The 26,321-nt window shown below is 68.5% G+C and carries 26 protein-coding genes; 13 read left to right on the top strand and 13 right to left on the bottom strand.

All coding sequences use genetic code 11. The features are described from left to right. Positions 1-123: 123 nt before the first annotated feature. The gene (locus ACT6XY_RS03615) at positions 124-1,521 is read right to left on the bottom strand and encodes an amidase (protein WP_444746966.1); all 1,398 of its coding nucleotides are present in this window, start codon (positions 1,519-1,521) and stop codon (positions 124-126) included. Positions 1,522-1,681: 160 nt separating this feature from the next. On the opposite strand from ACT6XY_RS03615, the gene ACT6XY_RS03620 reads away from it, so the two are divergent. The 3 genes from ACT6XY_RS03620 (at position 1,682) to ACT6XY_RS03630 (ending at position 4,806) form a co-directional block, all read left to right on the top strand. Beyond that, complete coding sequence (locus ACT6XY_RS03620; RefSeq protein WP_444746967.1) at positions 1,682-3,700, top strand: acetyl/propionyl/methylcrotonyl-CoA carboxylase subunit alpha; 2,019 nt, start codon at positions 1,682-1,684, stop codon at positions 3,698-3,700. Positions 3,701-3,995: 295 nt separating this feature from the next. Next, complete coding sequence (locus ACT6XY_RS03625; RefSeq protein WP_444746968.1) at positions 3,996-4,346, top strand: hypothetical protein; 351 nt, start codon at positions 3,996-3,998, stop codon at positions 4,344-4,346. Between the two features lie 46 nt (positions 4,347-4,392). Further along, a complete protein-coding gene (locus ACT6XY_RS03630) occupies positions 4,393-4,806 on the top strand; it encodes a DUF1489 family protein (RefSeq protein ID WP_444746969.1) in 414 nt (137 codons plus the stop codon). Between the two features lie 6 nt (positions 4,807-4,812). On the opposite strand, the gene panC is transcribed toward ACT6XY_RS03630, so the two are convergent. Further along, a complete protein-coding gene (panC, locus tag ACT6XY_RS03635; RefSeq protein WP_444746970.1) occupies positions 4,813-5,655 on the bottom strand; it encodes a pantoate--beta-alanine ligase in 843 nt (280 codons plus the stop codon). A gap of 17 nt (positions 5,656-5,672) precedes the next feature. Continuing rightward, complete coding sequence (locus ACT6XY_RS03640; RefSeq protein ID WP_444746971.1) at positions 5,673-5,894, bottom strand: DUF2842 domain-containing protein; 222 nt, start codon at positions 5,892-5,894, stop codon at positions 5,673-5,675. A gap of 93 nt (positions 5,895-5,987) precedes the next feature. Between ACT6XY_RS03640 and ACT6XY_RS03645 the strand changes: the two genes are divergently transcribed. Further along, positions 5,988-7,073 (top strand): COX15/CtaA family protein, encoded by a 1,086-nt coding sequence (locus ACT6XY_RS03645; RefSeq protein WP_444746972.1) that lies wholly within the window; start codon positions 5,988-5,990, stop codon positions 7,071-7,073. Positions 7,074-7,227: 154 nt separating this feature from the next. Here the strand turns inward: ACT6XY_RS03645 and ACT6XY_RS03650 are convergent, their stop codons facing one another. The 3 genes from ACT6XY_RS03650 to ACT6XY_RS03660 all read right to left on the bottom strand — a co-directional run bounded on the left by ACT6XY_RS03650 (position 7,228) and on the right by ACT6XY_RS03660 (position 10,017). Further along, positions 7,228-8,511, bottom strand: a complete 1,284-nt coding sequence (locus ACT6XY_RS03650; RefSeq protein WP_444746973.1) for an O-acetylhomoserine aminocarboxypropyltransferase — start codon at positions 8,509-8,511, stop codon at positions 7,228-7,230. 154 nt (positions 8,512-8,665) lie between these two features. Continuing rightward, entirely contained in the window at positions 8,666-9,208 is a 543-nt protein-coding gene (locus ACT6XY_RS03655) for a CoA-binding protein (RefSeq protein ID WP_444746974.1), read from the bottom strand. Next, positions 9,205-10,017, bottom strand: a complete 813-nt coding sequence (locus ACT6XY_RS03660) for an enoyl-CoA hydratase (RefSeq protein ID WP_444746975.1) — start codon at positions 10,015-10,017, stop codon at positions 9,205-9,207. Before ACT6XY_RS03660 ends, ACT6XY_RS03655 begins: the two co-directional genes overlap by 4 nt. Before the next feature lie 95 nt (positions 10,018-10,112). Between ACT6XY_RS03660 and ACT6XY_RS03665 the strand changes: the two genes are divergently transcribed. Beyond that, the gene (locus ACT6XY_RS03665) at positions 10,113-10,559 is read left to right on the top strand and encodes a PaaI family thioesterase (protein ID WP_444746976.1); all 447 of its coding nucleotides are present in this window, start codon (positions 10,113-10,115) and stop codon (positions 10,557-10,559) included. A gap of 22 nt (positions 10,560-10,581) precedes the next feature. Here ACT6XY_RS03665 and ACT6XY_RS03670 read toward each other — a convergent pair whose 3' ends face one another. Beyond that, complete coding sequence (locus ACT6XY_RS03670; protein WP_444746977.1) at positions 10,582-12,171, bottom strand: AMP-binding protein; 1,590 nt, start codon at positions 12,169-12,171, stop codon at positions 10,582-10,584. Between the two features lie 210 nt (positions 12,172-12,381). Between ACT6XY_RS03670 and ACT6XY_RS03675 the strand changes: the two genes are divergently transcribed. The 3 genes from ACT6XY_RS03675 (at position 12,382) to rpsI (ending at position 14,232) form a co-directional block, all read left to right on the top strand. Further along, positions 12,382-13,086, top strand: a complete 705-nt coding sequence (locus ACT6XY_RS03675; RefSeq protein ID WP_444746978.1) for a glutathione S-transferase N-terminal domain-containing protein — start codon at positions 12,382-12,384, stop codon at positions 13,084-13,086. A 205-nt stretch (positions 13,087-13,291) separates the two neighbouring features. Further along, complete coding sequence (gene rplM, locus ACT6XY_RS03680) at positions 13,292-13,753, top strand: 50S ribosomal protein L13 (RefSeq protein ID WP_106748598.1); 462 nt, start codon at positions 13,292-13,294, stop codon at positions 13,751-13,753. Positions 13,754-13,755: 2 nt separating this feature from the next. Further along, positions 13,756-14,232: a 30S ribosomal protein S9 gene (gene rpsI, locus ACT6XY_RS03685; RefSeq protein WP_444746979.1), complete on the top strand. Its 477-nt coding sequence runs from the start codon at positions 13,756-13,758 to the stop codon at positions 14,230-14,232. Between the two features lie 72 nt (positions 14,233-14,304). Here the strand turns inward: rpsI and ACT6XY_RS03690 are convergent, their stop codons facing one another. Both ACT6XY_RS03690 and ACT6XY_RS03695 read right to left on the bottom strand, forming a co-directional pair. Beyond that, complete coding sequence (locus tag ACT6XY_RS03690; protein ID WP_444746980.1) at positions 14,305-14,553, bottom strand: hypothetical protein; 249 nt, start codon at positions 14,551-14,553, stop codon at positions 14,305-14,307. Between the two features lie 60 nt (positions 14,554-14,613). Beyond that, entirely contained in the window at positions 14,614-15,006 is a 393-nt protein-coding gene (locus ACT6XY_RS03695) for a VOC family protein (RefSeq protein WP_444746981.1), read from the bottom strand. A gap of 100 nt (positions 15,007-15,106) precedes the next feature. On the opposite strand from ACT6XY_RS03695, the gene ACT6XY_RS03700 reads away from it, so the two are divergent. After that, positions 15,107-15,928, top strand: a complete 822-nt coding sequence (locus ACT6XY_RS03700) for an alpha/beta hydrolase (protein ID WP_444746982.1) — start codon at positions 15,107-15,109, stop codon at positions 15,926-15,928. Positions 15,929-15,942: 14 nt separating this feature from the next. Here ACT6XY_RS03700 and ACT6XY_RS03705 read toward each other — a convergent pair whose 3' ends face one another. Continuing rightward, positions 15,943-17,964, bottom strand: a complete 2,022-nt coding sequence (locus tag ACT6XY_RS03705) for a PhoX family protein (RefSeq protein WP_444746983.1) — start codon at positions 17,962-17,964, stop codon at positions 15,943-15,945. A 216-nt stretch (positions 17,965-18,180) separates the two neighbouring features. Between ACT6XY_RS03705 and ACT6XY_RS03710 the strand changes: the two genes are divergently transcribed. Both ACT6XY_RS03710 and ACT6XY_RS03715 read left to right on the top strand, forming a co-directional pair. Beyond that, a complete protein-coding gene (locus ACT6XY_RS03710; protein ID WP_444746984.1) occupies positions 18,181-18,393 on the top strand; it encodes a hypothetical protein in 213 nt (70 codons plus the stop codon). A 136-nt stretch (positions 18,394-18,529) separates the two neighbouring features. After that, complete coding sequence (locus ACT6XY_RS03715; protein ID WP_444746985.1) at positions 18,530-20,167, top strand: EAL domain-containing protein; 1,638 nt, start codon at positions 18,530-18,532, stop codon at positions 20,165-20,167. 55 nt (positions 20,168-20,222) lie between these two features. Here the strand turns inward: ACT6XY_RS03715 and ACT6XY_RS03720 are convergent, their stop codons facing one another. Next, positions 20,223-21,929 (bottom strand): methyl-accepting chemotaxis protein, encoded by a 1,707-nt coding sequence (locus ACT6XY_RS03720; protein ID WP_444746986.1) that lies wholly within the window; start codon positions 21,927-21,929, stop codon positions 20,223-20,225. Positions 21,930-22,494: 565 nt separating this feature from the next. Here ACT6XY_RS03720 and ACT6XY_RS03725 point away from each other — a divergent pair. Continuing rightward, positions 22,495-23,889 (top strand): protoglobin domain-containing protein, encoded by a 1,395-nt coding sequence (locus ACT6XY_RS03725; protein ID WP_444746987.1) that lies wholly within the window; start codon positions 22,495-22,497, stop codon positions 23,887-23,889. A gap of 88 nt (positions 23,890-23,977) precedes the next feature. On the opposite strand, the gene glnA is transcribed toward ACT6XY_RS03725, so the two are convergent. Then, the gene (gene glnA / locus ACT6XY_RS03730) at positions 23,978-25,387 is read right to left on the bottom strand and encodes a type I glutamate--ammonia ligase (RefSeq protein WP_444746988.1); all 1,410 of its coding nucleotides are present in this window, start codon (positions 25,385-25,387) and stop codon (positions 23,978-23,980) included. Between the two features lie 59 nt (positions 25,388-25,446). Further along, entirely contained in the window at positions 25,447-25,785 is a 339-nt protein-coding gene (locus ACT6XY_RS03735; protein WP_296576966.1) for a P-II family nitrogen regulator, read from the bottom strand. Between the two features lie 332 nt (positions 25,786-26,117). Between ACT6XY_RS03735 and ACT6XY_RS03740 the strand changes: the two genes are divergently transcribed. Further along, a partial coding sequence (locus ACT6XY_RS03740) for an NAD(P)H-hydrate epimerase (RefSeq protein WP_444746989.1) occupies positions 26,118-26,321 on the top strand: 204 nt, incomplete at its 3' end.

Below are 26,321 nucleotides of genomic sequence, written 5' to 3' on the forward strand. Positions count from 1 at the left end.
ACACCTCAAGTGCAAACCACTACCCTCCTCATCCTGAGGTGCGAGCCCCGGCGATGCGCAGCATCGTCCGGTGGCGAGCCTCGAAGGACGCACTTGGCTGATGCAGGGCGCAGACGCAACGATCTATGCAACCACCGGCCAATCCCTCTGTTCCGGCCGCAGCGTCTCCATCGCCGCGCAGAGACGGATCACCCCCGCATCGTCGAAGCGGTGGCCGGTGACCTGCACGCCGATGGGAAAGCCCGTTCCGTCACAGCCCCAGTTGACGCTGGCGGCGGGCTGTTCGGAGAAGTTCTGCGCCACGGTGAAGGGGATGTGTTCCAGCGCCCGGTGCGCATCGTCGGTGGGCGAATGGGCTTCCGCCGCATAGTTCACCGGGCAGGTGCAGGGCGAGAGCAGGACATCAAAACCCTGGATCGCCTTCGTGGCGGCCTCGCGCATGGCCTGCACCGCGAGAAAGCCGCTCATCACGTCCTCGCCGGTGAAGGCGCCGGCGCGCCAGGTCGCCCATTCGACGATATAGGGCAGGATCCGCGCCTTCTCCGCCGCAGAGAGCCGCGCCACGTCGCCGTGGGAGCGCGCCTCGAAGAAGCGGCAGATGCCGTCGAGCATGGCTTCGGTGAGATAGCCCTCGACCGGTGTGACGATGGCGCCCTCCGCCGCGAGCGCCGCGGCCGCCGCCTCCACCGCCGCGACGATGGCGGGATCGGCGGGCAGGCCCGCCGGCATGGCGGTGATGAAGCCGACCTTCAGGCCCTTGAGGTCGAGGCCGCCGAGGTCCGTCGAGAAATCCTGTCCGTCATGGGGCAGGCTCGCATAGTCGCGGGGGTCGGGCCGCGAAATGACGTTCATCAGCAGCGCGCCGTCCTCCACCGTGCGGGTCATGGGCCCGGCGACGCGGCCAAGGAAGGGCGGGTGGATCGGCACGCGGCCATAGGAAGGTTTGAGCCCGAACAACCCGCAATGGGCGGCGGGCAGGCGGATCGAGCCGCCGATATCGGTGCCGATGTGCAGCGGCCCGTAGCCGGCTGCCGCCGCGGCGCCGGCGCCGGAGGACGAGCCGGCCGGGTTCTTCGAGAGGTCCCAGGGGTTGCGGGTGACGCCGTGCAGCGAGGAGAGCCCGGAGGACATCATGCCGTAGTCGGGCATGGTGGTCTTGCCGAGGATGACGCAGCCGGCTTCCCTGAGACGTGCTGGCACCGGGGTGTCCTCGGCGCGCGGCGTCATGTCGGCGATCGGCACGCCGATGGGGGCGGGGTCGCCCTTCGTGCCGATGTTCTCCTTCACCGTGACCGGCACGCCGTCGAGCGCCGAGAGCGGCGCGCCCTTGGCCCAGCGCGCTTCCGCGGCCTGCGCGGCAGCCAGCGCCGCGTCGGAGGAGACGATGTACATGGCGTTGATGGCGGGCTCGCAGGCCTCGATGCGGGCGAGCACGGCGCGGGTCACCTCCACCGGCGAGAGCGTCTTGTCCGCATAGGCTTTGGAGAGCGCGGCGGCGGTGAGGTCGGCGAGATGGGTCATGGCAGGCTCCGGCAGATGCGCCCTTGTCCCGCCGCGCGCGCCCCCGTGCAAGCCGTGGGGCAGGGGACATGCCATGCGCCGGCTTCTCCCCTTCGGCATGCTGGCATCGCCGCGCGAACGGGGTACATTCGCCGCCCCTGGACCTGAACCCGAGGCGTGCATGCTCTCCTCCGTCCTCATCGCCAATCGCGGCGAGATTGCCGTCCGCGTCATGAAGACGGCGAAGCGCCTGGGCCTGAGGACCATCGCGGTCTATTCGGAGGCAGATGCCAATGCCATGCATGTGCGCATGGCCGACGAGGCCTATTGCATCGGCCCGGCTGCCGCGCGGGAGAGCTACCTCGTCATCGAGAAGATCATCGTCGTGGCCAAACAGGCGAAGGCCGAGGCGATCCACCCGGGCTACGGCTTCCTCTCCGAGCGCGCCGAATTTGCGGAAGCCTGCGCCGAGGCCGGCATCGTCTTCGTCGGCCCGCCCGCCTCCGCCATCCGCGCCATGGGACTGAAGGACGGCGCGAAAGCCCTGATGCAGAAGGCGGGCGTGCCGGTGGTGCCGGGCTATCACGGCGCCATGCAGGAGCCGAAATTCCTCAAGGAGAAGGCCTACGAGATCGGCTATCCCGTGCTCATCAAGGCGGTTGCCGGCGGCGGCGGCAAGGGCATGAAGCGCGTCGACAAGGCGATGGACTTCGACGAGGCGCTGGCCTCGGCGCAGCGCGAGGCGCAGGGCGCCTTCGGCGATCCGCGCGTGCTCATCGAGAAATATGTTCTGTCGCCCCGCCACATCGAGATCCAGGTCTTTGGCGACACCAAGGGCAATGTCGTCCACCTGTTCGAGCGCGACTGCTCGCTGCAGCGCCGCCACCAGAAGGTGATCGAGGAGGCCCCCGCGCCCGGCATGCCCGAGGCGATGCGCGAGGCCATGGGCCGCGCGGCGGTGGAGGCGGCGAAGGCGGTCGGCTATGTCGGCGCCGGCACGGTCGAGTTCATCGCCGACGGGTCGCAGGGGCTGCAGCCGGACCGGTTCTGGTTCATGGAGATGAACACCCGCCTGCAGGTGGAACATCCGGTCACCGAGGCGATCACAGGGCAGGACCTGGTGGAATGGCAGCTCCGGGTCGCCTCCGGCGAGCGGCTGCCGCTCCTCCAGGAGAACCTCGCCATCGGGGGTCACGCGGTCGAGGCGCGGCTCTATGCCGAGGACCCGGAAAAGGGCTTCCTGCCGTCGACGGGCACGCTGCACGCGCTGGAATTCGGTTCGGCGGAGGGCGTGCGCATCGATACGGGTGTGGAAGAGGGCGCGGAGGTCTCGCCCTATTACGACCCGATGATCGCCAAGGTCATCGCCCATGGCGCGACGCGCGACGAGGCGCTGGACCGGCTGGGTCAGGCGCTCGCCGGCACGGTGGTGGCGGGTCCGCGCACCAATGTGCGGTTTCTGAAGGCGCTGACCGAGGCGGAGGGGTTCCGGGCGGGCGATTTCGACACGGGGTTCATCGACCGGAACGTCGAGGCGCTCGGGGCCGTGCCGCAGCCGATGGATGCGGAGGCCGCGCGGCTCGGCATTCTGAAGGCCATCGACACAGAGTGGAGCCACCGCAACTGGCAGGACGGCGGCCTCACGGACGAGAACACCTCGCCCTGGCAGCATGTCGACGGGTTCCAGCTCGGAACGGCCCGTAGCATTACGCGGCGCTATTGGGTCAACGGCGAGATGGTGGAGGCGCGCCTCACCTGGCCGGGGCCGAAGCCTGGCCACGGCGAACCCAATGTGGCGGTGACCCTCGACGGCGGTGTTTCGCGCTTTCTCAGCGACTACCTCGCACTCTCTCATCTGCCGATGTTCCGCCAGACCCCGGAGGTGCTCTTCGTCATCCGCAACGGCCGGCAGACCGAAATCCGCGCCTTCGATCCGCTCGACGTCGACCTCGACCATCTCGACGGCGGCGGCTCGGTGAAGGCGCCGATGCACGGCAAGGTCGTGCAGGTTTTCGTGGAAGCCGGCCAGCAGGTGGCCAAGGGCGACCGCATCGCCGTCATCGAGGCGATGAAGATGGAACACACGCTGGTGGCGCCCTCGGACGGCACAGTCACCATGGTGGCGGTGCTGGCGGGCGAGCAGGTGGCCGAGGGCGCGCCGGTGGCCTCCATCGAGGCGTCCGCGGCGCAGGCGGCGTGAGGGTGATGCTTTGCATCGGCCAAGGTCCTGCATCGGCCAAGTGCGTCCTTCGAGGCTCGCCCCAGCATCGAGCGAACGCGGGATGCGTTCGCTTCTCGCCGAGGCTCGCACCTCAGGATGAGGAGGGCAGTGCATGGCATCTGTGTGGATGAGGCGTCGGCGCCGCGCGTCCCGACCGGCCGATGCAAGTCTCCGTCCTCCTCATCCTGAGGTGAGAGGCCCCGGCGATGCGTGCAGCATCGTCCGGAGCCGAGCCTCGAAGGACGCACTTGCCTTCCTGCAGGGAGCATGCGCCATGGGGCTTGGCCTCGCCGGGCTCGCCCTCGCCACCCCCGCCTCCGCTTGCCAGTGCTACAACTTCTCCCGCGCCGAGATCGTGCAGCGCGCCGACATCGTCTTCGAGGGCACGGTCGCCGTCGTCACCGTGGCGCGCGGCCAGCTGCAGGCGACCATCGACGTGCAGCGGTTGGAAAAGGGCCCGGAGCTCACCTCCATCACCCTGCTGACGCCGGTGAGCGCAGCCGCCTGCGGCGTCAGCTTTCAGGTGCCGCAGCGGGTGATCGTCGCGGCGCGGCGTGACGGGCCGGTCTGGCGCACCGACCTCTGCATGGCGCTGCGGCCGCTGCCGGTTGTCCCCAGCCGGTGAGGTCGCGGCCCTTGGGGCGGCGGCGGCGGCGCGCTAGGTTGGGGCCATGACCCTCCACCTGATCAAGCTCTGCGTCGGCGCCGATTCCGTCGAGGATCTGCAGCAATGGATCGACTGGCGGATCAAGAGCTTCGGCGAGCAGGTCCACACGACGCGGATGCAGCCGAAGCGCGCCGACGAGATCATCGGCGAGGGCTCGCTCTACTGGGTGATCAAGGGCCAGGTTCTCTGTCGGCAGCGGCTCACCGGCGTGCGCCCCTTCACCGACGGCGAGGGAATCTCGCGCTGCGACCTCATCCTCGAGCCGGTGATCCACCGGGTGCAGCCGCGCCGCAAGGGGCCGTTCCAGGGCTGGCGCTACCTCGCTGCCGCGGATGCGCCGCCGGACCTCGATTCCGGCGCCACCAAGGGCATGCCGCCGGAGCTGGCGAAGGAACTGGCCGAACTCGGCCTGCTCTGAGGCCGCTCACACCGCGATATTGTCGATGAGCCGCGTCTTGCCCAGCCGCGCGGCCACCAGCAGGCGCCAGGGCACGCCTGGGCGCGGGGCCCCGAGATCGTCGGCGGCGCGCAATTCGAGATAGTCGAGATCGAAGCCGGCGGCGGCGATGGCAGCGCGACCCTTCGCCACGGCCGCGGCGGGATCGTCGGCGAGCGCGGCCGCCACCTCCTGGAGAATGCGGTAAAGGGCGGGGGCCTGCGCCCGCTCATCGGCCGCGAGGTAGACGTTGCGCGAGGACATGGCGAGGCCGTCCGCCTCGCGCAGGGTGGGTGCGCCGATCACCTCGAGGGCCAGGTCGAGGTCGGCCGCCATGCGGCGGATGACGGCGAGCTGCTGGAAATCCTTCTCGCCGAAGACGGCGACGTCGGGGGCAACCTGCGTGAACAGCTTGGCGACGATGGTGGCGACGCCGGCGAAGTGGAACGGGCGGGAGGCGTCCTCCAGCCCCACGGCCGCGGGACCCTCGACCTTCACCGTGGTGGCGGCGCCGGGCGGGTACATGGTTTCGACGGCAGGCGCATAGACCGCCTCGGTGCCGACCACTGCCAGCGTGCGAAGATCGGCATCGAAGGTCCTGGGATAGGCCGCAAAATCCTCCGTCGGCGCGAACTGGGTCGGGTTCACGAAGATCGACACCACCACCCGGTTGGCATGGCGCCGGGCGGTCTCGACCAGCGAGACGTGGCCGGGATGGAGGGCGCCCATGGTCGGCACCAGGGCGACCTTCAGGCCCTCGCCGCGCCAGCCGGCGACGCGGGCGCGGATCTCGGCGATGGTCCGCGCGACGGCGGGGGTCTCATCGCTCATGCACGCCTCCCAAGAGGTCAGGCCTCGTCGTCGTCCGGGTCCGGCCGCGTCATCCACCAGATCACCAGCATGGCGACGGGGATCCAGGCGATGCCCGCCAGGGCGTAGAAGACCGGCTCGCCGACGGGACCGAAACGGCGGACGGCGTTGTGCATGATCGCCATCACCACCAGGGCGTAGAAGCTCACCCAGACGAGGAGAAGGACCGTGCCGACGAGTTTGCGGGTGCGTTGACGCATGCGTGACCACCGGGCGGGGTTGCCGCCTTGCCGGGCGGGAGGGGAGGGCTATATCTCGCTCCGTACGCTCATCACAAGCTGGAGGATCGCCGCATGACGGCGACAGCGGCCCTTTCGTCCCGCCCCGACACCGACCGCGCCATCCGTCTCTGGCTCCTTGCCGTGGCTGTGCTTGTCTTCGCCATGGTGGTGGTGGGCGGCGCGACGCGGCTCACCGATTCCGGCCTCTCGATCACCGAATGGAAGCCGGTCACGGGCGCCCTGCCGCCGCTGACGTCGGCGCAATGGGCGGAGGAATTCGCCAAGTACCGGGCGAGCCCGCAATACCAGGCCATCAACCAGGGCATGAGCTTCGCCGATTTCCAGTTCATCTACTGGTGGGAATGGGGTCACCGCTTCCTCGGCCGGCTTGTAGGCGCCGCCATGCTGCTGCCTTGGCTCTATTTCGTGGCGCGCGGCCGGATGTCGGTGCGGCTCGCCGCCGGCACCTTCGCCATCGGTCTGCTCATGGGGCTGCAGGGCTTCGTCGGCTGGCTGATGGTCGCCTCGGGCCTGAAGGCGGGCATGGTCTATGTCGCGCCCCTGAAGCTGATGTTCCACCTGTCGCTCGCCTGCCTCATCTTCGCGCTGCTGGTCTGGACGGCGCTGCGCCTGATGCCGGAGAGGCGGCGCGAGCCGGTGTCAGACAGGGTGCGGCGCGGCGGCATCGCCGTGCTGGTGGTGCTGGCGCTGCAGATCGCCCTCGGCGCGCTGGTCGCCGGCAACAAGGCGGGCATGCGTTTCAACGACTGGCCGCTCATGGACGGCGCGCTCATCCCGCCCATGGCCGTGCTCTTCGACAAGCCGAGCGTCTTCGAGGCCTTCATCGATTCCCTCGCCCTCGTACAGTTCAACCACCGCCTCGTCGCCTATGGGCTGGTGGCGCTGGCGCTCTGGCACATGCTGGCGGCACGCGGCACCGCCTATGGCAAGGGCGCCACGGTGCTCTTCGGGCTGATCGCCGCGCAGGCGGTGATCGGCATCGTCACGCTGATCCTCGTGGTGCCGCTCTGGGCGGGCCTCTTGCACCAGGGCTTCGCCGTGCTGGTGCTCGGCCATGCGCTGTCGCACGTCTTCGCGCTGACCCACGCGCCGCAGATGCAGGTGGCGCCGGTCGGGCGGGCGGTTCCGGCGGAATAGCGCGCCAACGGTCACAGGCACGGCTGCCGTCCAGGGCCCGCCCTTTCCGTCATTCCCGGGCTTGGCCCGGGCATCCACGACGACCTTCAGGCGCCGCGTTCACGTCGTGCTGCCCGGCTCAAGGCCGGGCGTCACGCATTCCGAAGCTTTCGCATCAAACCGTTCCCAGCGCCTTCTCGAGATCGGCGATGATGTCGGCCGGGTCCTCGATGCCGATGGAGAGGCGCACCACTTCCGGCCCGGCGCCCGCCACCGTCTTCTGCTCGTCGGAGAGCTGACGGTGGGTGGTGGAGGCCGGGTGGATGATGAGCGAGCGGGTGTCGCCGACATTGGCGAGGTGGGAGAAGAGCTGCACCTCGGAGACCAGCTTCACGCCGGCGTCGAAGCCGCCCTTGAGGCCGAAGGTGAAGACCGCCCCCGCGCCTTTCGGCGTGTACTTGTTCGCCAGGGCGTGGCCCTTGTCGCCGGGGAGGCCGGGATAGGACACCCAGGCGACCTTCGGGTGGGTCGAGAGGAATTCCGCCACCGTCAGGGCATTGGCGCAGTGCCGCTCCATGCGCAGCGGCAGCGTCTCGATGCCGGTGAGGATCTGGAAGGCGTTGAAGGGCGACAGCGCCGGGCCGAGGTCGCGCAGGCCGAGGACGCGGGTGGCGATGGCGAAGGCGAAGTTGCCGAAGGTCTCGGCGAGGACGATGCCGCCATATTCCGGGCGCGGCGAGGTCAGGAAGGGATAGCGGCCCGACTTGATCCAGTCGAAGGAGCCGCCGTCGACGATCACGCCGCCGATGGAATTGCCGTGTCCGCCGAGGAACTTGGTGGCGGAATGGACGATGATGTCGGCGCCGTGCTCGAAGGGGCGGATGAGGTAGGGCGTCGCCAGGGTGTTGTCGACGATGAGCGGCAGGCCGTGCTTCTTCGCGATCGCCGAGACGGCGGCGATGTCGGTGATCTCGCCGGCCGGATTGGCGATGCTCTCGATGAAGATCGCCTTGGTCTTCGGCGTGATGGCGCGCTCGAAGGAGGAAACGTCGTCCTGATCGGCCCAGACGACGTTCCAGTTGAAGCTCTTGTAGGAGTGGTTGAACTGGTTGATCGAGCCGCCGTAGAGCTTCTTCGATGCGACGAACTCGTCGCCCGGCTGCAGCAGGGCGTGGAAGACGAGGAATTCGGCCGCGTGGCCCGAGGCCACCGCGAGCGCCGCCGTGCCGCCTTCGAGGGCCGCGACGCGCTCCTCCAGCACCGCGTTCGTGGGGTTGCCGATGCGCGTGTAGATGTTGCCGAAGGCCTGGAGCCCGAAGAGCGAGGCGGCATGGTCGACGTCGTCGAAGACGAAGGACGTCGTCTGGTAGATCGGCGTGGCGCGGGCGCCCGTGGTCGGGTCGGGCTGGGCGCCGGCATGGACGGCGAGGGTCGCGAAACCGGGGGCGCGATCGGCCATGGGTATCCTCCAGGAAATGCCGCCCTTCGGCTGGCTTCATTGACGAACGAGGCGTTCGTTTTACCGAACGGGGGCGCGAAGGGTCAAGGAAAGAGAATTTCCTTTTCCGTCGCCGCGGGAGACAAGGGGTTTTCCGCGGGCCTCCGGTCCGCGGTCAATCGTTGCCCTGGAAGGTCTGCCGCAGGCCGAGCTTCTGGAACTTGCCGGATTTCAGCTGCGGCGCGCGCTTGGCCGAGATGGTGCGCGAATTGACGCCCATCCATGAGATTTCCGACGACAGCCGGCCGAGTTCGATCTTCGGGCAGCGGTCCATGACGACCTTGAGACCCGCCGCCTCGGCCCTGGCTGCGGCCTCGTTGTTGCGGACGGAGAGCTGCATCCAGACGACCTTCGGACGAACGGGCAGGGCGAGCGCCTCGTCGACGATGGCGCCAGCGGCCTCGGAATTGCGGAAGATGTCGACCATGTCGACGGGCTGGGGGATGTCGGCGAGGCTGCCGTAGACGCGGCAGCCGAGGATCTCCTGTCCCGCCAGGCCGGGGTTCACCGGGTGGACGCGGTAGCCGCGGTCGAGGAGATACTTGAGCACGAAATAGCTGGGGCGCACCGCATTGGCGGAAGCACCGACCATGGCCACGACCTTCACCTCGCCGAGGATCGCGCGGATGGTGGCGTCGGAATAGCTGTCGTGGTTCACCGGTCCTCCCATCGCGGCTGGCGCTTGGCGAGGGTGGCGCCGATGCCCTCCTCGGCGTCGCGGGCGAGCATGTTCTCCACCATCACCGCGCTGGCGTGGTCGTAGGCGTCGGAGAGGCGCATGCCAGACTGCTCGTAGAAGGCGCGCTTGCCGATCTTCACGGTCAGCGTCGACCTGGCGGCGATGCGGGCGGCGAGCGCCTGCGCAACCGCCAGTTCCTCGCCGGCAGGAACCACGCGGTTGACGAGGCCCATGCGCAGGGCTTCCTCCGCCGGAATCATGTCGCCGAGGAGGAGCATCTCCATGGCGTGCTTGGGCGCCACGTTGCGGGAGAGCGCCACCATGGGGGTGGAGCAGAAGAGGCCGATATTGACGCCGGGCGTGCAGAAGCGCGCTGCCGCCGAGGCGACGGCGAGATCGCAGGTGGCGACGAGCTGGCAGCCGGCGGCGGTGGCGAGACCCTGGACGGCGGCGACGACGGGCTGGGGCAGGGCGACGATCTGCTGCATCATCGCCGAGCAGCGGCCGAGGATGTCGGTGAAATAGGCCCGGCCACGGTCCGGATCGGCGCGCCGGGCGGTCATTTCCTTGAGGTTGTGGCCGGAGGAGAAGCAGGGGCCGACGGCGGCGAGCACCACCGCGCGCACTGAGCGGTCCGCGGCGATGGCCGTGAACGTGTTGGAGAGGGCGGCGAGCATCGCTTCCGACAGCGCGTTGCGGCTGCCGGGATCGTCGAGGGTCAGCGTCGTCACGCCGTCGTGGTCCCGACGGTCGAGGATCGGGCGCGTCGAGAGGGCCGGCGCGTTCATCGCCATCCGCCTTTCGCAAGAGGAGCGGCCGGGAATGTCGCCCGCTATCGTCGTCCTCGCAAGGCGGCCGAACGGCCGCGAGCCCGACGGATGCCATGACCCAGACAAAGCCGCCGCCGAAACTCGACGCCGTCGCCATGGAAGCCTTCCTCGCGACCGAGTTTCCACAGGTTTTCGGGGCCGGAAAGACCTTCCACGTCGAGGCGGTGGAGCATCGCTTCGCGCGCATGCGCTGCCGCTACGACCCCCGCCAGCTGCGTCCCGGCGGCACGATTTCGGGGCCGACCATGATGACGCTCGCCGATACGGGGCTCTACGTGGCGATCCTCGCCTCCATCGGACCGGTGGCGCTGGCGGTGACCACCAACCTCTCCATCAACTTCCTCAGGAAGCCCGACCAGAAGGACCTTCTGGCAGAATGCCGGATCATCAAGCTCGGCAAGCGCCTGGCGGTGGGCGAGGTGGCGATCTGGTCGGAGGGCGAACCGGACGAGCTCGTCGCCCATGCGACGGGCACCTATTCGATCCCGCCGGAGCGGTGAGGGGGCGGGGAGTCATGGCCCGTCACGCCTCCAGGCGCTTCCGCAACTCCGCCTTGGCGATCTTCTCCAGCGTCGAGCGCGGCATGTCATCGACGAGGTGGACCTCCCGCGGCACCTTGAAGTCGGCGAGGGCAGCCTTGCAGGCGGCGAGCACCGTGTCGGCGAAGGCCGGAGGGGCGCCGGCGACGCCGCCCTGCGGGATGATGAAGACGACCGGCACCTCGTCGAGCATCGGGTGTTTCTTGGCCACCACCGCCACCTCGCGCACGCCGGCGACCGGCGCGATGACCTGCTCGATCTCGGACGCGGCGACGTTCTCGCCGCCGACCTTCAGCATGTCCTTGTCGCGGTCGGCGAATTTCATGAACCCCTCGGAGAGGAGGGTGATGCGGTCGCCGGTGATGAAGTAGCCGTCCTCATCGAAGCTCTCGCGCATCGCCTTGTCGTTGAAGAGATATTCCTTGAACAGCGACAGGCCGGGAATGCCGCGGATGCGCAGATGCCCCGTGCCGCCGACGGCGGTCGGCCGCCCGTCGTCGTCGATCACCCGGATCTCGTATTCCGGCGCGGCGCGGCCGATGGCCATGGGGATGTTCGGCTGGTTCGCCTCGCCGACGATGCCGTGGGTGATGGTCTCGGTCATTCCCCACCATCCGATGGTCTTCACCCCGAAGATCGCGTCGGTCGGCGGCTCGCAGACGGCGCTGCCCCAGAGACGGAAGGTATGGGCCTTGGGGATGTCACGCTCCATCAGTGCGCGGTTGCAGAAGGGCACGACGGAGGTCCAGGTGCAGCCGTGCGCGGCGGCGGTCGCCCAGAAGCGGCTCGCCGAGAAGCGCGGCATGATGACGGCGGTGGCGCCCACCCAGAGACTTGCGAGCACCGAATAGGCGAGGGCGTTGGTGTGGAAGAGCGGCAGGTGGACGAGGTGGACGTCCTCGGGCCGAAGGTCCTCGTGGACCGCGTTGACCTTCGCCCCCCACAGCGCATTGGCGTGGGTCCAGAGAACGGCCTTGGGCCGGGCCGTGGTGCCGGAGGTGTATTGCACGGAGCACGGCCAGAGCGGGACGTGCGGCCGCGAGGGACGGTCGGCGGCGTCGGCGAAGAGCGCGTCGAAGCGCATGGCCTTCTCGGGTGCCGTGGCGGACGGAGCGGGCTCGCCGCCGTCATTGTCGGTGACCGCGATCCAGCGCAGGTCTGGGCAGTGGGCGGCCACCGCCCCGGCATAGGCCGGCTGGATGATGGCGGCGACGGCGCCGCAATGGCCGGCGAAATAGGCGATCTCCGGCCCGGCGGAACGGGTGTTGGTGGTGACGGCGACGGCGCCGAGCTCGACGCAGGCATACCAGGCGAGGATCGCCTCGAGGCAATTGTCGAGGTGGATGAGCACGAACTCTCCGGGCTTCACACCGCGCTTCGCCAGGCCTGCTGCCAGGGCGCCGACGCGCTCATGGAAGGCGCCGTAGGTGAGCGTGACCGCCGGCCGCTCGAAGGGCGTCCAGACGATGAAGCGATGATCGCGCCGGGTGCGGGCCCTGAGAGCCAGGAGCCAGGGCACGTCGAGGCCGGCGAAGGGGCCGACATGGCCCGCGGGCGGAGTGACCATCGGCATGGCGTTTCCTCATCGATCGTCGGGGGCGGGTTGATCCCGCCTCCCGGATGGCCGGAGCGTGCGGCAGGGCGGCGCGCCGCTCAACTCGCCCGTGCGGCGTAGGAGGCCGGTCACGAAGCCGCGACGCTTGCGCGGCGTCGGTTGATCGCCGAGGCTCGCCGCCCATCTGTCGCAGGTCCGCCGTCGCGAGGACGGCCGAGGAGCTTTCCGATGTCCGATCTTTCCGCCTTTCCGATCACCCGCCGCTGGCCGGCCGCCCACCCCGACCGCATCCAGCTCTATTCGCTCCCCACCCCCAACGGGGTGAAGGTGTCGATCATGCTGGAGGAGACGGGGCTCGCCTACGAGCCCCACGCCATCAATATCGGCCAGAACGAGACCTGGACGCCTGAATTCCTCGCGCTGAACCCCAATGGCAAGATACCGGCGATCATCGATCCCGACGGCCCCGGCGGAGAGCCGCTCGCCCTGTTCGAATCCGGCGCGATCCTCATCTACCTCGCCGAGAAGACGGGCCGCTTCCTGGCCACCGATCCCGTCGCCCGCATCGAGACGATCCAGTGGGTGTTCTTCCAGATGGCGGCGGTCGGCCCGATGTTCGGCCAGCTCGGCTTCTTCTTCAAGTTTGCGGGCCGCGACTACGAGGACAAGCGGCCCTTCGAGCGCTACCGCGCCGAGAGCCACCGCCTCATCCGCGTGCTGGAAACCCGGCTCGCCGGGCGGAGCTACATCATGGGCGATGACTACACGATCGCTGACATCGCGCTGCTCGGCTGGGTACGCAATCTCGTCGGCTTCTACGGCGCCGCCGATCAAGTCGCCTATCACGAGCTGAAGGAGGTTCCTGCCTGGCTGGAGCGCTGCCTGGCGCGACCCGCCGTGCAGCGGGGCCTGGAGATCCCGGCGCGTCCCTGAGCGGCGACGGCACTGGCAAGCCCTTGCAAAATCGGCGATTAAATCAAGGTATTAAAATACCTATTTTATAAGTCGCTGGTTTTGCGAGAGTTTTTGCGGGTCGCTTGCGTTGACGCGCCGGCCGGTCTCGCCTATAGCCCTCCCGACGCGACGGCCGGTTTCCGGTGCGCCGCTTCCGATTTCCTCTATTCCGGAAGACACGACCATGAAGACCTATGTGGCGAAGCCCGCCGAGGTCGACAAGAAGTGGGTTCTGATCGACGCGAAGGGCCTGGTTGTCGGCCGCCTCGCGACGATCGTGGCGACGCGCCTGCGCGGCAAGCACAAGGCCACGTATACCCCCCATGTCGATTGCGGTGACAATGTCATCATCATCAACGCGGACAAGGTGGTTTTCACCGGCCGCAAGTGGGACCAGAAGGCCTACTACCACCACACGGGCTACCCGGGTGGCATCAAGGAGCGTGTCGCCAAGACCATCCGCGACGGCAAGTTCCCCGAGCGCATCGTCGAGAAGGCCGTGGAGCGCATGATTCCGCGCGGTCCGCTTGGCCGCCGGCAGATGTCGAACCTGCGCGTCTATGGCGGCGACAAGCACCCCCATGAGGCCCAGGCGCCCGTCGTCCTCGACGTCGGCGTGTTGAACTCCAAGAACGTGAGGGCCTGACCATGGCTGAGACCGTTTCGTCTCTCGAGGGCCTGAGCGCCCTCAAGCCGGCGGCCGCCGAGGCTCCCCGGCACGTGCAGAAGCTCGACAAGCTGGGCCGCGCCTATGCCACCGGCAAGCGCAAGGACGCGGTCGCCCGCGTCTGGGTGAAGCCCGGCTCGGGCAAGATCACCGTCAATGACCGGACGCTCGAGGTCTATTTCGCCCGTCCGGTGCTGCGCATGCTGCTCCGCCAGCCGCTCGTTCTCGTCGGCCGCGACACGCAGTACGACATCAACGTGACGGTCGCCGGCGGCGGCCTCTCCGGCCAGGCCGGCGCGGTGCGCCACGGCATCTCCAAGGCGCTCACCCACTATGAGCCGGAGCTGCGCAGCGCCCTGAAGAAGGAAGGCTTCCTCACCCGCGACAGCCGCGTGGTCGAGCGCAAGAAGTACGGCAAGGCCAAGGCCCGTCGTTCCTTCCAGTTCTCGAAGCGCTGATCTTTCGCCTCACGACATCGAAAAGCCGGGCCCTGGGCCCGGCTTTTTGCTTTTTCGGCCCTGCGGTGGGGCTCAGGCGCTCTTCGGCACCAGACGGTCGTGCGCCGGAATGGTGGTGCCGGCCTCCGTTGCGGTGGAATGGGCTTCCTTCAGCGTCGTCCGCTCGGTGCCACCTTCACGCTTCGCCTCGGCGTGCTGCTCGTTGCGCTCGCCGTTCCGATCCGCTGGCTTGTCGTGGGCGGGGATGGTCGTGCCATCCTCGGTCGCGGTGGTGTGGGCCTCGCGCGTCGTGGTCTCGCGGATGATCTTTTCGTCCTGCATGCCGAATCTCCTGGGGTTCCAGGACTCAACCGCAGGGGGCCCCGCTTGTTCCGGCCGGCTTCAGGACTGGACGGGCGTCGCGATCCACCAGGTGTTGCCGGCGGCATCCCTGAAACCGCCGCGCCGATCGCCATCACCCTTCTCGGAAGGCGCCTCCACCTCGACCGCGCCGCGGGCCAGCGCCGCCGCATGGGCGGCGGCGACGTCGTCGACATAGACATGGAGCCAGACCGGGAAGGCGGGATAGTCGCCCGTCGCCTCGGCCAGCATGACGACGGAATCGCCGATCTTCACCGACGCGTGCATCAGGCTGCCGTCCTCGCGGTCGAGCGCCATGATCGGCGTCGCGCCGAAGACCTCGCCGAGGAAGCCCATGAGGTCGCGGGCGCCCTTCGCCATCACATAGGGCGAGACGGTGGAATGGTCGGCGGGCTGGCTTGCCGGTCGTGTCATGGCGATCTCCTCATCTGCGGTTGAACCGCATGCGGCCGTGGCGGTTCCCCCGGCCCCGTTCCGTGCGAGACTGGCATCCTCTCCCGCCGGATGCCCGATCATGGCCATAGACGTCTCGCCCGTTCCACAGCCGATCCGCGATGCGGCCTATAATAACGGCCAGGCGGTGCCCTCCTGGACGGAGACCTTCGCACGCTGGACGGACGAGTCGGCCGTCATCCGGGCGCGCCACGCCGGGACCATGGACCTCGCCTACGGGGCGGGAGAACGGCAGAAGATCGACCTCTATCCCGGGAGCGCCCCGCGCGCGCCCTGCCTCGTCTACTTCCACGGCGGCTACTGGATGCGGAACTCCCGCGAGATGTTCGCCGTGCTGGGGGAGGGGGTGGCGGCGCACGGCTGGTCCGTCGCCATGCCCGGCTACACGCTGGCGCCGGAGGCCTCCCTCGCGGAGATCGTCGGTGAATGCAGCACCGCCCTCGACTGGCTGGCGGCGCATGCCGCCGCGCACGGGGCCGGCGGGCCGCTAATCGTCGCCGGCTGGTCGGCGGGCGGTCATCTCGCGGCCATGGCGCTCAGCCACGAGGCGGTGACGGCCGGCCTCGCCATTTCCGGCGTCTTCGAACTGGCGCCGCTCGCCGACACCTATCTCGACGAGAAGCTGAGCCTCACGGCGGCCGAGATCGCCGACCTGTCGCCGCTGCGCCGGCCGGCGGTGATGAAGCCGCTCGCCGTCACCTATGGCACGCGCGAACTGCCGGCGCTGGTCGCCAATTCCCATGCGATGCACGCGGCGCGGATGCGTGCCGGCGCACCGGGGCCGTTGCTGCCGGTGGACGGGGCCGACCACTTCTCCGTCCTTGACACGATGCGCGGAGCCGACGGCGCGCTGACGCGGGCGCTGCTGGCGCTCGCGTCCTAGCGGGTCCAAGGCTTCTAGCTGCCGACCTTGCCGCCACCCTGGCGGGTGATGGCGACGATGGAGGGCCGGGGCGGCATGTCGGGGGAGAAGTCCGGCCAGCGGGTTGACGGGTTCTCGTAGGTCGCCGGCGCCGCGCCGGGATCCTCCGGATCCGCTTCGCCCGGATGCTGGATGGCGACGAAGAACGTCTCGGCGTCGGGCGTGAATTCGGGGCCGCAGAGCTCGGCACCGAAGGGCACCTTGAAGAACAGGCGGGACGTGCCCCGCGCCGTCCCTTCCGTTTCCATTGCCCAGACGCCGTCGTTGCGGCCGGTGCGGGTCGGCGAGTTGCCGTCGGTGGCGATCCACAGGCGTCCGTCGGCGTCGACGGCGCAGTTGTCTGGCATGCCGAACCACCCATCCCTGGATGTCTGGCTGTTGAAGGTCGCGCCCACCGTCGCGACGGCCGGGTCGCCGCAGCGCACGAGAATGTCCCAGGTGAAGCGGGCCGCGGCATGATCGCGGCCGTCGGGGAGCATCTCGACGATGTGGCCGAAGCGGTTGTCGGCGCGCGGATTGGCGGCGTCGACCTCCTCCGGCTTGCGGCGGCTGTTGTTGGTCAGCATCACATAGACCTTGTCCGTCTTCGGGTTGGCCTCGACATCCTCCGGCCGGTCCATGCGGGTGGCGCCGAGGAGATCGGCGGCCCGGCGCGTCTCGATCACCACGTCGGCCTGGGACTGGAAGCCGTTGGCGGGGGTGAGAGGCCCTTCGCCGAAGACCAGCGGCAGCCAGTCGCCGGTGCCGTCCGCGTTGTAGCGCGCCACGGAGAGGGTGCCGGAATCAAGGAGGTCGGCGTCGCGCGCCCGGTCGCCGGTGACGCGGCCCCCGGTGACGAAGCGATAGACGTAGTCGAAGCGCTCGTCGTCGCCGGAATAGAGCACGTAGCGGCCGTCGCGGGAGACGATGCCGGCCGCGCCCTCGTGCTTGAAGCGGCCGAGGGCGGTGCGCTTTTTCGGCGTCGAGGCGGGATCGAAGGGGTCGATCTCCACCACCCAGCCGAAGCGGTTGGCCTCGTTCGGTTCCTTCGACAGGTCGAAGCGCGGGGCGTAGTCGCCCCAGTTGTACCAGCGGCCGGGAATGCCCATGCGCCGATAGTTCGCCGCCTCGGGGTGTCCCTCCGGCAGGCGGCCGGAGAAATAGCCGTTGACGTTCTCCTCGCAGGTCAGCCAGGTGCCCCAGGGCGTGCGGCCGCCGGCGCAGTTGTTGAGCATGCCGAGGACGCGGCGACCGTCCGGGTCGGCGGCCGTCCGCATCCGCGGATGGCCGGCGGCGGGGCCGGTGATCGCCATGGGCGTCTCGGCGGTGATGCGGCGGGCATAGCGCGAGCCGGCCACCACCTCCCAGCGCTCTCCCTCGCGGCGCACCTCCAGCACCGAGCCGCCGTGGGCCATCATCTCGACGGCGGCGAGGTCGGGGGTCATGCCGGAAAAGGCCTTGGCACGGCCGAGCGGGCCGCCCCAGTCCTGGCGGCCGAGGCCGGGGAACATGAGTTCCTCGTTGGTGTACTCGTGATTGACGCAGAGCAGGCCGTGGCGGGACGGGTTCGCCGCGCCAGGCAGGGGGAAATAGCCGAGATAGTCGTTGTTGTAGCCGAACTGGCGGGCCTGGGCGGCGCCCGTCTGGGCCGCGGGCGAAAAGGCGGGTGCATCGGCGAGGACGGGATCGCCCCAGCGGATCAGGACGTCGGCCCGGTGGCCCTCGGCCACCTCGGTGCGGTCGGAGGGCGTGGAGGAGAGTTCGCGAAAGCCGAAGGAGGGCATCGCCGGGGCCTGCGCCGCCGCAGTACTGGACGCCAGTGCGGCAGGCCCGAGCGTCGCCGTGATGGCGCCGACGCCGAGCACGCCCTTTATCAGGTCGCGGCGGTGGAAGCGGGCGGCGACCACGTCGCCGAAGGTTGCTCCCTCCGCGGGGCTGGTGCCGCGATCCTCGGCGCGTTCGGCGCGCTGGGAGACGCTGAGCTGGCGGGCCTCATCCGGCCTGTATGCGTCGGACATGGTATCGAGATCCTCGTTCGGCAATGCGCCCATTTCACCCGCGCCCCGCGACAGGTGGGTGACGGGTGCGGGTGAAACCAAAATGCCACAGGCAGATACATTCGGTGCCACACCAGCGACATGGAACCCCGTCAGGACGGCTTTGCAAAGTCCTCGTTTACGCCTGCCGCCTCACAGTGCGCGGCAGGGGTGGGCGAGGCGTTCCGGAGTTGCGTCATGGACCGCGTATTGGGACTGGTGACGGTCGAACAGGATATGGCGAAGCTGATGCGCGCAGCCGAGCGCGCGGGGCTGGCGCTCGGCTGCATCGACCCGGAGGAGACGAGCCTCGTGCTTCCCGGCGACGAGACCGATCCGGCCTGGACGCTCGGGCGCATCGGCGCCTGGGTGGTGACCCTGACGCTCGCGGTGACCTTCCTCATCCTCTGATGTCGCGCGGCCGCCCCGAGGGGCGGCGGATCCTCTTGTCTGTCAGGGGCAATGACGGCACAGTCTGCTTACCCTAGGTGAGCAGATCGCAGGTCTGCGTCGAGCAAGCCGGCGTCGCCGGTACGAACAGGCCGTCGTGACATCCATCTCCCAGCACGCGTCGTCAGCGGACAGGGCCCGCCGCGGCCGCCGCTTCCTGCAAATCCTCCTCGTCGCCACCACCACGGTTGCCATCGCTGCCGTCGCCGCCCTCGCCGGCTGGCTGCTGCTTCTCGCGGTCGGGCAGGATCGCATCGCGTCGACGGGGCGGGCCGTTCTCGGCCACCTCGCGGCAATCGACCGGGAGGCGCGGCTCACCATCGATCTCTTCAACCGGCAGCCTTCGGCCTTCTGTTCGCCGTCCGAACTGGAACAGTTGCGCGAACAGGTGTTCCGCACCCGCTTCGTCAAGGACGTGGGCCGGGTGAGGGGCGGGGCCCTGCACTGTTCGGGCACGCTGCAGGCGGTCGCCGCGCCCGCCATGATCGCGGCGGCCGATCTCGTGACGCGGCAGGGTCTCGCCGTCCACGCCGCCGAACCGCTGCTCGTCGCGCGGAACAGCCGCGCCCCCATCCTCGGCCAGGGGGAGACCAACGTGGTCATCGATCCCGAAGCGCTGGCGGACGAGGCGCTGATCGGCGTCGACTTCGTCGCCGGCTACCTCGGCGCGGACGGCCGGTTCCTCCGCCTGTTCGGCACGTCGCCGGCGCTCTCCGGCGCGGAGATCGCAGCCGGCCGGCGCGTGGACCGGCACGGCATCCTGTTCCACCCCTTGTGCGACGGCGAGCGGTCGATCTGCGTCGTCACCTCGCTCGCCAAGGCCGACGTCCTGCGCCTGCAATGGCCGATCATGGCGGCGACCGGCCTGCTCGGATCGGTCATCGGCCTGGGGCTCGGCCTGTTGCTCGTCCACCGGCAGGCGACGCGGCTTTCCATGACGGAAAAACTGAAGCGCGCCGTCACCCGGGGCAGCTTCGACGTCGTCTACCAGCCGATCGTCGCGCTCGCAGACCGGTCGGTGGTCGGCGCGGAGGCGCTCATCCGCTGGCGGGACGAGGAGGGCGATCAGGTCCCGCCGTCGACCTTCATCCCGCTGGCCGAGGAGGCCGGCCTGATCGGCCAGATCACGCGCTTCATGCTGCGGCGGGTCACCCACGAACTCGCGGGCCTGATGCAGGCACATCCCGATTTCCGCGTCAGCATCAACATCTCGGCGAACGATCTCGACGATGCGGATTTCTTCGAGACCCTCGCCGCCATGCTCGACAGGACGGGAATCGACCCGCGCTGTATCATCCTCGAACTGACGGAACATGCCGCGGCGCGCCGCGACCGGGCCGTCGACGGCACCCGGCTGCTGCGGTCCCGCGGACACCGCGTCTACATCGACGATTTCGGGACGGGCTTCGCCAACCTGTCGTACCTGAACGCCCTGTCGATCGACGCGCTGAAGATCGACCGGAGCTTCACGGAGACCATCGGCGCGGACCGTCAGCGTTCTCCGGTGTTGCCGCAGATCCTCGCCATGGCAAAGGCGCTGGACCTCGACCTCGTCGTCGAGGGGATCGAGACGGAAGAGCAGGCGGCCTGGTTCGCCGCGCAGTCCGTCGCCTATGCGCAGGGCTGGCTGTTCTATCGGCCGGTCGATGCGCAGGCGCTGAGTGCGATCGTCGACGGCCAGAACAAGGCGGGGGCTGCCGGGACGGAGCCCGGATCGGCTCCGCCACAACCCTGAGGCGGCGCTTGCGCCCGAACGGCCGGCCGCGAGGGGCCGGCTATCCGTGGTGTCGTCACGCGGCCCTGACGGTCGCGAGGAACTTCTTCACTTCCGCCGAGAGCTGCTCGGCCTGACGGGCGAGGTCGGCCGAGGCGGAGAGCACCTGCGCCGCGCCGTGGCCGGTCTCGGCGGCGGCCTGGGCCACCGAGGTGATGGCCGAGGAGACCTCCGTCGTGCCGGCCGAGGCCTGGCCGACCGAGCCGACGATCTCGCGCGTCGCCGATCCCTGCTGCTCCACCGCCGAGGCGATCGAGGACGTCGCCTGGTCGATCGAGCGGATGCTGCTGGTGATCCCGGCGATGGCGCTGACCGCCTTGTTGGTCGTTTCCTGGATGGCGACGATCTGGGAGCCGATCTCGCTGGTGGCCTTCGCCGTCTGCTCGGCGAGACCCTTCACCTCCTGGGCGACGACGGCGAAGCCGCGGCCTGCTTCGCCCGCCCGCGCCGCCTCGATGGTGGCGTTGAGGGCGAGGAGGTTGGTCTGGCTGGCGATGGTCGAGATCATCTCGACGATGGCGCCGATCCGCGCCGCGCCTTCGGTCAACTCCGAGACGATGCCGCCGGTCGCGTCGGCTTCCTTGACGGCGCTGCGGGCGAGGTTGGCGGAGTGCTCGACCTGCCGGCCGATCTCCTGCACCGAGGCGCCGAGCTCTTCGGCCGAGCCGGCGACGGCGGTGACGTTGGCGCCCGCCTCCTCGGCGGCGCTCGCCACCGAGGTCGACTGGGCCGAGGCCTCCTGGGCAGAGGCGGAGAGCTGCGTGGCGGTCGCCTGCATCTCGGTGGCGGCGGCAGAGACCATGTCGACGATGCCGCCGACGGCACCCTCGAAGCGATCGGCCAGCTCGCGCATCATCACCTTCTGGCGCTCGGCGTCGGCGGCCTTGGCCGCCTCCTGCTCCGCGCGGAGCCTGTCGGCCTCCATGCCGTTGGCGCGGAAGGTCTCGGCCGCCTTGGCGATGTCGCCGACCTCGTCGCGGCGCTCGGCGCCGTAGGCGGCCACCTGGTAGTTGCCGCGTGCGAGTTCGGCGAGGACCGCATTGATGCGGCCGATGGGCCGGGCGATTCCGACCTGGCCGATGACGAGGGCGAAGGCGATGCCGCCGACCAGGGCGAAGCCCATGATCACGTACATGAGCCGCTCCCTGGAATCGGCCGTCTCGTGAATCTCCTTCGCGTAGGCGTCGGAGCGGGTGATGAGGAGGTTCGTCATCTCGGACACGAGGCGGCGGGCCTCGAGGGTGCGCTCACGGCTGGCCATGGCCAGATCCTTCAGCCGCTGCTGTTGTTCCGGCGTCGCCGTCCCCTGGATCTGGGCCGCGAAGGCGAACGTCTGCTGGCTCTGGATCATCATGGCATTGAAGGCGTCTTCCGCCTTGCGCAGGGCCTCCTGGACCGCAGGCGCGGTGGAGGTGCGGACCACCCCGAAGCGCTCGCGCGCGAGGTCCGCCTCGCGGGCCGCCTCGGCGGGCAGCTGGCGGATGAGGTCGGGTGTCGGGCTCGCCGCCAGGATGAACTCAACCCGGTTGATGATCATCACGTGCTGGTTGACGCGGGCCGCGGCGACGGCCCGGCGGGCGGCGGCGGCGGCCTGGTCGGCATCTTCGCCAACCCGGTCGAGGGCGAAGGCGCCGATCAGCGCTATGGCGACGAGGGCGGAGTTGAGCAGGGCCACGATGGCCAGGATCTTGGGCGTGATGCGGTATGAGCCGAGAGAAAACATCAGGACGTGGCTCCGTTTGGGAATGCCAAATCAATAATGTGATATGTTAAACAGCATGTTAAATCGGGAAATTGCGCATTCTTGTCGTGGTGGCGCGGTGGATCGGTTACCAGGGGGCGGCCGGTCGGCGCTGCGGTATCATCCCGCGTGAAACCCCGGCCGGCAGCCGTCAGAACGGATGGGCAAAGACCTCGCGTCGCGGCGCATCCGCCGTCTCGGTATTGCTCTCCTTTTTCTTGCGGAGGCGTCTGATCCACGCCGCGCGCCGGGACGTAAAGCTCAGTCAAAGCGAGTTGACAGATGGTAGTGTCAATATCCGCATAGGTATGCCGCAGAGGAATGCCGCTTACCGAGATACCTGTATCACGATTAGTATCACTAAAGCGCTGCCTGCGACAAAGTGTCGTCCTCGTATAGTGCCGTTAATGCGGCGGGTCTCTTTTTCTAATGCGGCGGGTCTCTTTTTCATAGAATGCTTTTTTAATGCGGAAATGGTGCCCTTTTGCCGCGCATCTTCTCGCGCCGCAACCCGTTGTCATAAAACGTTTAGGCCAGGGAGCACCCCATGACCCCCGCCGGCGCGCTGTCGCCCCCGTCCATGTCCCCCTCTTCTTCACGAGGCAACTCGCTCGCCGAGCGCCTGCGCTTCCACGGCCTCGACCGGGCCGCCTCCGAAGCTCTCAAAGCCCATAGGGCCATGGTGCTCGAGGAACTTCCCGGGGTGCTCGATCAGTTCTACCAGATGATCGGGGGCATTCCCGAGACGGCCGCCTTCTTCCGCAGCAAGGATCACATGGCCCATGCCAAGGCGATGCAGATCAAGCATTGGGGCGTGATCCTCGAAGGCCGGTTCGACGGTGATTACGAGGCCTCGGTCACGCGGATCGGCGAGATCCACAACAAGCTCGGGCTCGAGCCGCGCTGGTACATCGGCGGGTACAATGCGCTGGTGACCGGCGTTCTCGCCGCCGTCGAGAAGCGGATGCCCGCCGCGCTGCTGGGCCGTGGCCGGGCCGCCGAGCGCCAGGCGCTGCAGGCTGCCGTCGTGAAGGCGGCGATGCTCGACATGGACATTGCCATCGCGGTCTATATCGACGCCGGGCGCCGCGACCGCCGCGAGACACTCGACAAGCTGGCGGGCGCCTTCGAGACGACGGTGGGCGGCATCGTCGGCGTGGTCGCGACGCGGTCTGGCGAGATGCAGGTGACGGCCCGACGCCTCACCGAGACGGCGACCGACACGGCCCGCCAGTCGGGCATCGTGTCCAAGGCGTCGGAGGAGGCGACCGGCAACGTGCAGACCGTGGCTTCGGCCACCGAGGAACTCGGCGCCTCCATCGCCGAGATCGGCAAGCAGGTGAACGACTCCGCCGCCATCGCCCGCCGCGCGGTCTCGGACGCGGACCGCACCGCGACGATCATCCGCCAGCTCGCCGACAGCGCCCAGCGCATCGGCGACATCGTCGGCCTGATCAACAACATCGCCGGCCAGACGAACCTGCTGGCGCTCAACGCCACCATTGAGGCGGCGCGGGCGGGTGAAGCCGGCAAGGGTTTCGCGGTGGTCGCGTCGGAGGTCAAGTCGCTCGCCGAGCAGACCGCCAAGGCTACCACCGAGATTGCCGGGCAGATCAACGAGATCCAGTCCGCGACGACGGAGTCGGTCGGCTCCATCGACGGCATCACGGAGGTGATCCGCCGCATGGACCAGATCGCCGCCGCCATCGCCGCGGCGGTGGAGCAGCAAGGCGCGGCCACCGCCGAGATCGCACGCAACGTGCAGCAGGCGTCCAACGGCACCGCCAGCGTCTCCGGCACGATCCAGGGCGTGACGGCGACGGCGGCGCAGACGGGGGAGGCGGCGCGCGAGGTGCTCGCCACGGCGAGCGCGCTGTCGGCCCAGTCCGACGAGCTGAAGCAGGCCGTGCAGCAGTTCCTGTCCACGGTGAAGGCGGCCTGATCCGAGGCCCATAACGAAAACGGGCGCCCGAGGGCGCCCGCTCCTGATCGTCCGGTGGGGGCGGGCCCGAAAGCCCGCCCTTTCCGCATCAGACCGAGTAGTACATGTCGTACTCGACCGGGTGCGGGGTCATTTCGAAGCGCATCACCTCGGTCATCTTCAGCTCGATGTAGCTGTCGATGAAGTCGTCGTTGAAAACGCCGCCGGCCTTCAGGTAGGCGCGGTCCTTGTCGAGGTTGGCAAGGGCCTCGCGCAGCGAGCCGCACACCGTCGGGATCTTCTTCAGCTCCTTCGGCGGCAGATCATAGAGATCCTTGTCCATGGCGGAGCCCGGATCGATCTTGTTGGTGATGCCGTCGATGCCGGCCATCAGCATGGCCGCGAAGGCGAGGTACGGGTTGGCGGTCGGGTCGGGGAAGCGAACCTCGACGCGCTTGGCCTTCGGGTTGGCCGTCCACGGAATACGGCAGGAGGCCGAGCGGTTGCGGGCCGAGTAGGCCAGCAGAACCGGCGCCTCGTAGCCCGGGACCAGACGCTTGTAGGAGTTGGTCGACGGGTTGGTGAAGGCGTTCAGGGACTTGGCGTGCTTGATGATGCCGCCGATGTACCAGAGGCATTCCTGCGACAGATCGGCGTACTTGTTGCCGGCGAACAGCGGCTTGCCGCCCTTCCAGATCGACTGGTGCACGTGCATGCCCGAGCCGTTGTCGCCGAAGACCGGCTTCGGCATGAAGGTGGCGGTCTTGCCGTAGATGTTGGCGACCTGATGGATGCAGTACTTGTAGATCTGCATCTGGTCGGCCATGTGCGTCAGCGTGTCGAACTTCATGCCGAGCTCGTGCTGGGCGGAAGCGACCTCGTGGTGATGCTTCTCGACCTTCACGCCCATCTTGGCCATGGAGGCGAGCATCTCGCCGCGCATGTCCTGCAGGCTGTCGATCGGGGGCACGGGGAAGTAGCCGCCCTTGATGCGGACGCGGTGGCCGAGGTTGCCGCCCTCGTAGTCGGTGTAGGAGTTGGTCGGCAGCTCGGACGAGTCCACCTTGAAGCCCGTGTGGTAGGGCTCGGCGGCGAACTTCACGTCGTCGAAGACGAAGAACTCGGCCTCGGGGCCGACGAAGATGGTGTCACCGATCTTGGTCGACTTCAGATAGGCCTCGGCCTTCTTGGCGATGCCGCGCGGGTCGCGGTTGTAGGGCTCGCCGGTCGACGGCTCGAGAATGTCGCAGACGATCGACAGCGTCGTCTCGGCGAAGAACGGGTCGATCTGCGCTGTCGAGGGGTCGAGCATGAGGAGCATGTCCGACTCGTTGATCGCCTTCCAGCCGGCGATCGAGGAGCCGTCGAACATCGTGCCCTCGGCGAAGATCTCCTCGTCGATCATGGTGATGTCGAAGGTGACGTGCTGCCACTTGCCACGCGGGTCGGTGAAGCGGAGATCGACGTACTTCACGTCGTTCTCCTTGATCATTTTCAGGACATCCTTGGCAGTCGTCATTTAGTGCTTCCTCTTGGTTTGCACGTGTGCATTGCGGCAGGCGGACCCGCCGAATTCGATCAGATGGCGTCGAGGCCGGATTCGCCGGTGCGGATGCGGATGGCTTCCTCGATGGTGGAGACGAAGATCTTGCCGTCGCCGATGCGTCCGGTCTGGGCGGCACGGCGGATGGCGTCAATCGCCTTGTCCACCATGTCGTCGGGCATGACGATCTCGATCTTCACCTTGGGGAGGAAATCCACGACATATTCGGCGCCACGATAGAGTTCGGTATGGCCCTTCTGCCGGCCGAACCCCTTCGCCTCGGTGACCGTGATGCCCTGGAGTCCGACCTCCTGCAGCGCCTCCTTCACCTCATCGAGCTTGAAGGGCTTGATGATCGCCTCGATCTTCTTCATTCCGATCCTGCTCCTGTGGTTCGACCGCCGGATGTGGCTCCCGCCCCCGAACCGCATTCGCGGGCTAGCAGGAGATGTGCCAGAGGCTTCGCGTCCCGATTGTGCTGGAATTGCAAGGGGAAAGCCAGCCTTCCACCGGGATGATCGATGCAGGCGCCTCCAGAAATGCTATTTTGATGAGCATGTTGCATAAATTTTGGGCTTACAAGGTGTCGCGGGCCGGGGCGACGCTATCCGGTCGGCTCCGTTATGCCTGAAATTTGGGCGACAATGTCATGCGGGCGCGGGACGTGACGATTGACCCGCCAGTGACGCCTTCCGAGACTGAGGTCATGACACGTCGCACCTGCGCCCTTCTTACGCCCAAAGCCATGGCGGAGGCTGACCGCATCACCATCGCGGCGGGCACGCCGGGCCGTGCGCTGATGCAGCGCGCCGGCGTTGCCGTCGCTGATGCGGTGGCGCGCGGGACGCCGCTCGGCGCGTCCGTCGCGGTGCTGTGCGGGCCCGGAAACAACGGTGGCGATGGCTACGTG

Origin of the sequence: Phreatobacter sp., assembly GCF_052440005.1 — a bacterium.
Lineage (GTDB): Bacteria > Pseudomonadota > Alphaproteobacteria > Rhizobiales > Phreatobacteraceae > Phreatobacter.

What these genes read in the sequence shown, in the direction of transcription:
- ACT6XY_RS03615 (WP_444746966.1), bottom strand. Translation starts at nt 1,521, where the DNA reads ATGACCCATCTCGCCGACCTCACCGCCGCCGCGCTCTCCAAAGCCTAT.
- ACT6XY_RS03620 (WP_444746967.1), top strand. Translation starts at nt 1,682, where the DNA reads ATGCTCTCCTCCGTCCTCATCGCCAATCGCGGCGAGATTGCCGTCCGC.
- ACT6XY_RS03625 (WP_444746968.1), top strand. Translation starts at nt 3,996, where the DNA reads ATGGGGCTTGGCCTCGCCGGGCTCGCCCTCGCCACCCCCGCCTCCGCT.
- ACT6XY_RS03630 (WP_444746969.1), top strand. Translation starts at nt 4,393, where the DNA reads ATGACCCTCCACCTGATCAAGCTCTGCGTCGGCGCCGATTCCGTCGAG.
- panC (WP_444746970.1), bottom strand. Translation starts at nt 5,655, where the DNA reads ATGAGCGATGAGACCCCCGCCGTCGCGCGGACCATCGCCGAGATCCGC.
- ACT6XY_RS03640 (WP_444746971.1), bottom strand. Translation starts at nt 5,894, where the DNA reads ATGCGTCAACGCACCCGCAAACTCGTCGGCACGGTCCTTCTCCTCGTC.
- ACT6XY_RS03645 (WP_444746972.1), top strand. Translation starts at nt 5,988, where the DNA reads ATGACGGCGACAGCGGCCCTTTCGTCCCGCCCCGACACCGACCGCGCC.
- ACT6XY_RS03650 (WP_444746973.1), bottom strand. Translation starts at nt 8,511, where the DNA reads ATGGCCGATCGCGCCCCCGGTTTCGCGACCCTCGCCGTCCATGCCGGC.
- ACT6XY_RS03660 (WP_444746975.1), bottom strand. Translation starts at nt 10,017, where the DNA reads ATGAACGCGCCGGCCCTCTCGACGCGCCCGATCCTCGACCGTCGGGAC.
- ACT6XY_RS03665 (WP_444746976.1), top strand. Translation starts at nt 10,113, where the DNA reads ATGACCCAGACAAAGCCGCCGCCGAAACTCGACGCCGTCGCCATGGAA.
- ACT6XY_RS03670 (WP_444746977.1), bottom strand. Translation starts at nt 12,171, where the DNA reads ATGCCGATGGTCACTCCGCCCGCGGGCCATGTCGGCCCCTTCGCCGGC.
- ACT6XY_RS03675 (WP_444746978.1), top strand. Translation starts at nt 12,382, where the DNA reads ATGTCCGATCTTTCCGCCTTTCCGATCACCCGCCGCTGGCCGGCCGCC.
- rplM (WP_106748598.1), top strand. Translation starts at nt 13,292, where the DNA reads ATGAAGACCTATGTGGCGAAGCCCGCCGAGGTCGACAAGAAGTGGGTT.
- rpsI (WP_444746979.1), top strand. Translation starts at nt 13,756, where the DNA reads ATGGCTGAGACCGTTTCGTCTCTCGAGGGCCTGAGCGCCCTCAAGCCG.
- ACT6XY_RS03690 (WP_444746980.1), bottom strand. Translation starts at nt 14,553, where the DNA reads ATGCAGGACGAAAAGATCATCCGCGAGACCACGACGCGCGAGGCCCAC.
- ACT6XY_RS03695 (WP_444746981.1), bottom strand. Translation starts at nt 15,006, where the DNA reads ATGACACGACCGGCAAGCCAGCCCGCCGACCATTCCACCGTCTCGCCC.
- ACT6XY_RS03700 (WP_444746982.1), top strand. Translation starts at nt 15,107, where the DNA reads ATGGCCATAGACGTCTCGCCCGTTCCACAGCCGATCCGCGATGCGGCC.
- ACT6XY_RS03705 (WP_444746983.1), bottom strand. Translation starts at nt 17,964, where the DNA reads ATGTCCGACGCATACAGGCCGGATGAGGCCCGCCAGCTCAGCGTCTCC.
- ACT6XY_RS03710 (WP_444746984.1), top strand. Translation starts at nt 18,181, where the DNA reads ATGGACCGCGTATTGGGACTGGTGACGGTCGAACAGGATATGGCGAAG.
- ACT6XY_RS03720 (WP_444746986.1), bottom strand. Translation starts at nt 21,929, where the DNA reads ATGTTTTCTCTCGGCTCATACCGCATCACGCCCAAGATCCTGGCCATC.
- ACT6XY_RS03725 (WP_444746987.1), top strand. Translation starts at nt 22,495, where the DNA reads ATGACCCCCGCCGGCGCGCTGTCGCCCCCGTCCATGTCCCCCTCTTCT.
- glnA (WP_444746988.1), bottom strand. Translation starts at nt 25,387, where the DNA reads ATGACGACTGCCAAGGATGTCCTGAAAATGATCAAGGAGAACGACGTG.
- ACT6XY_RS03735 (WP_296576966.1), bottom strand. Translation starts at nt 25,785, where the DNA reads ATGAAGAAGATCGAGGCGATCATCAAGCCCTTCAAGCTCGATGAGGTG.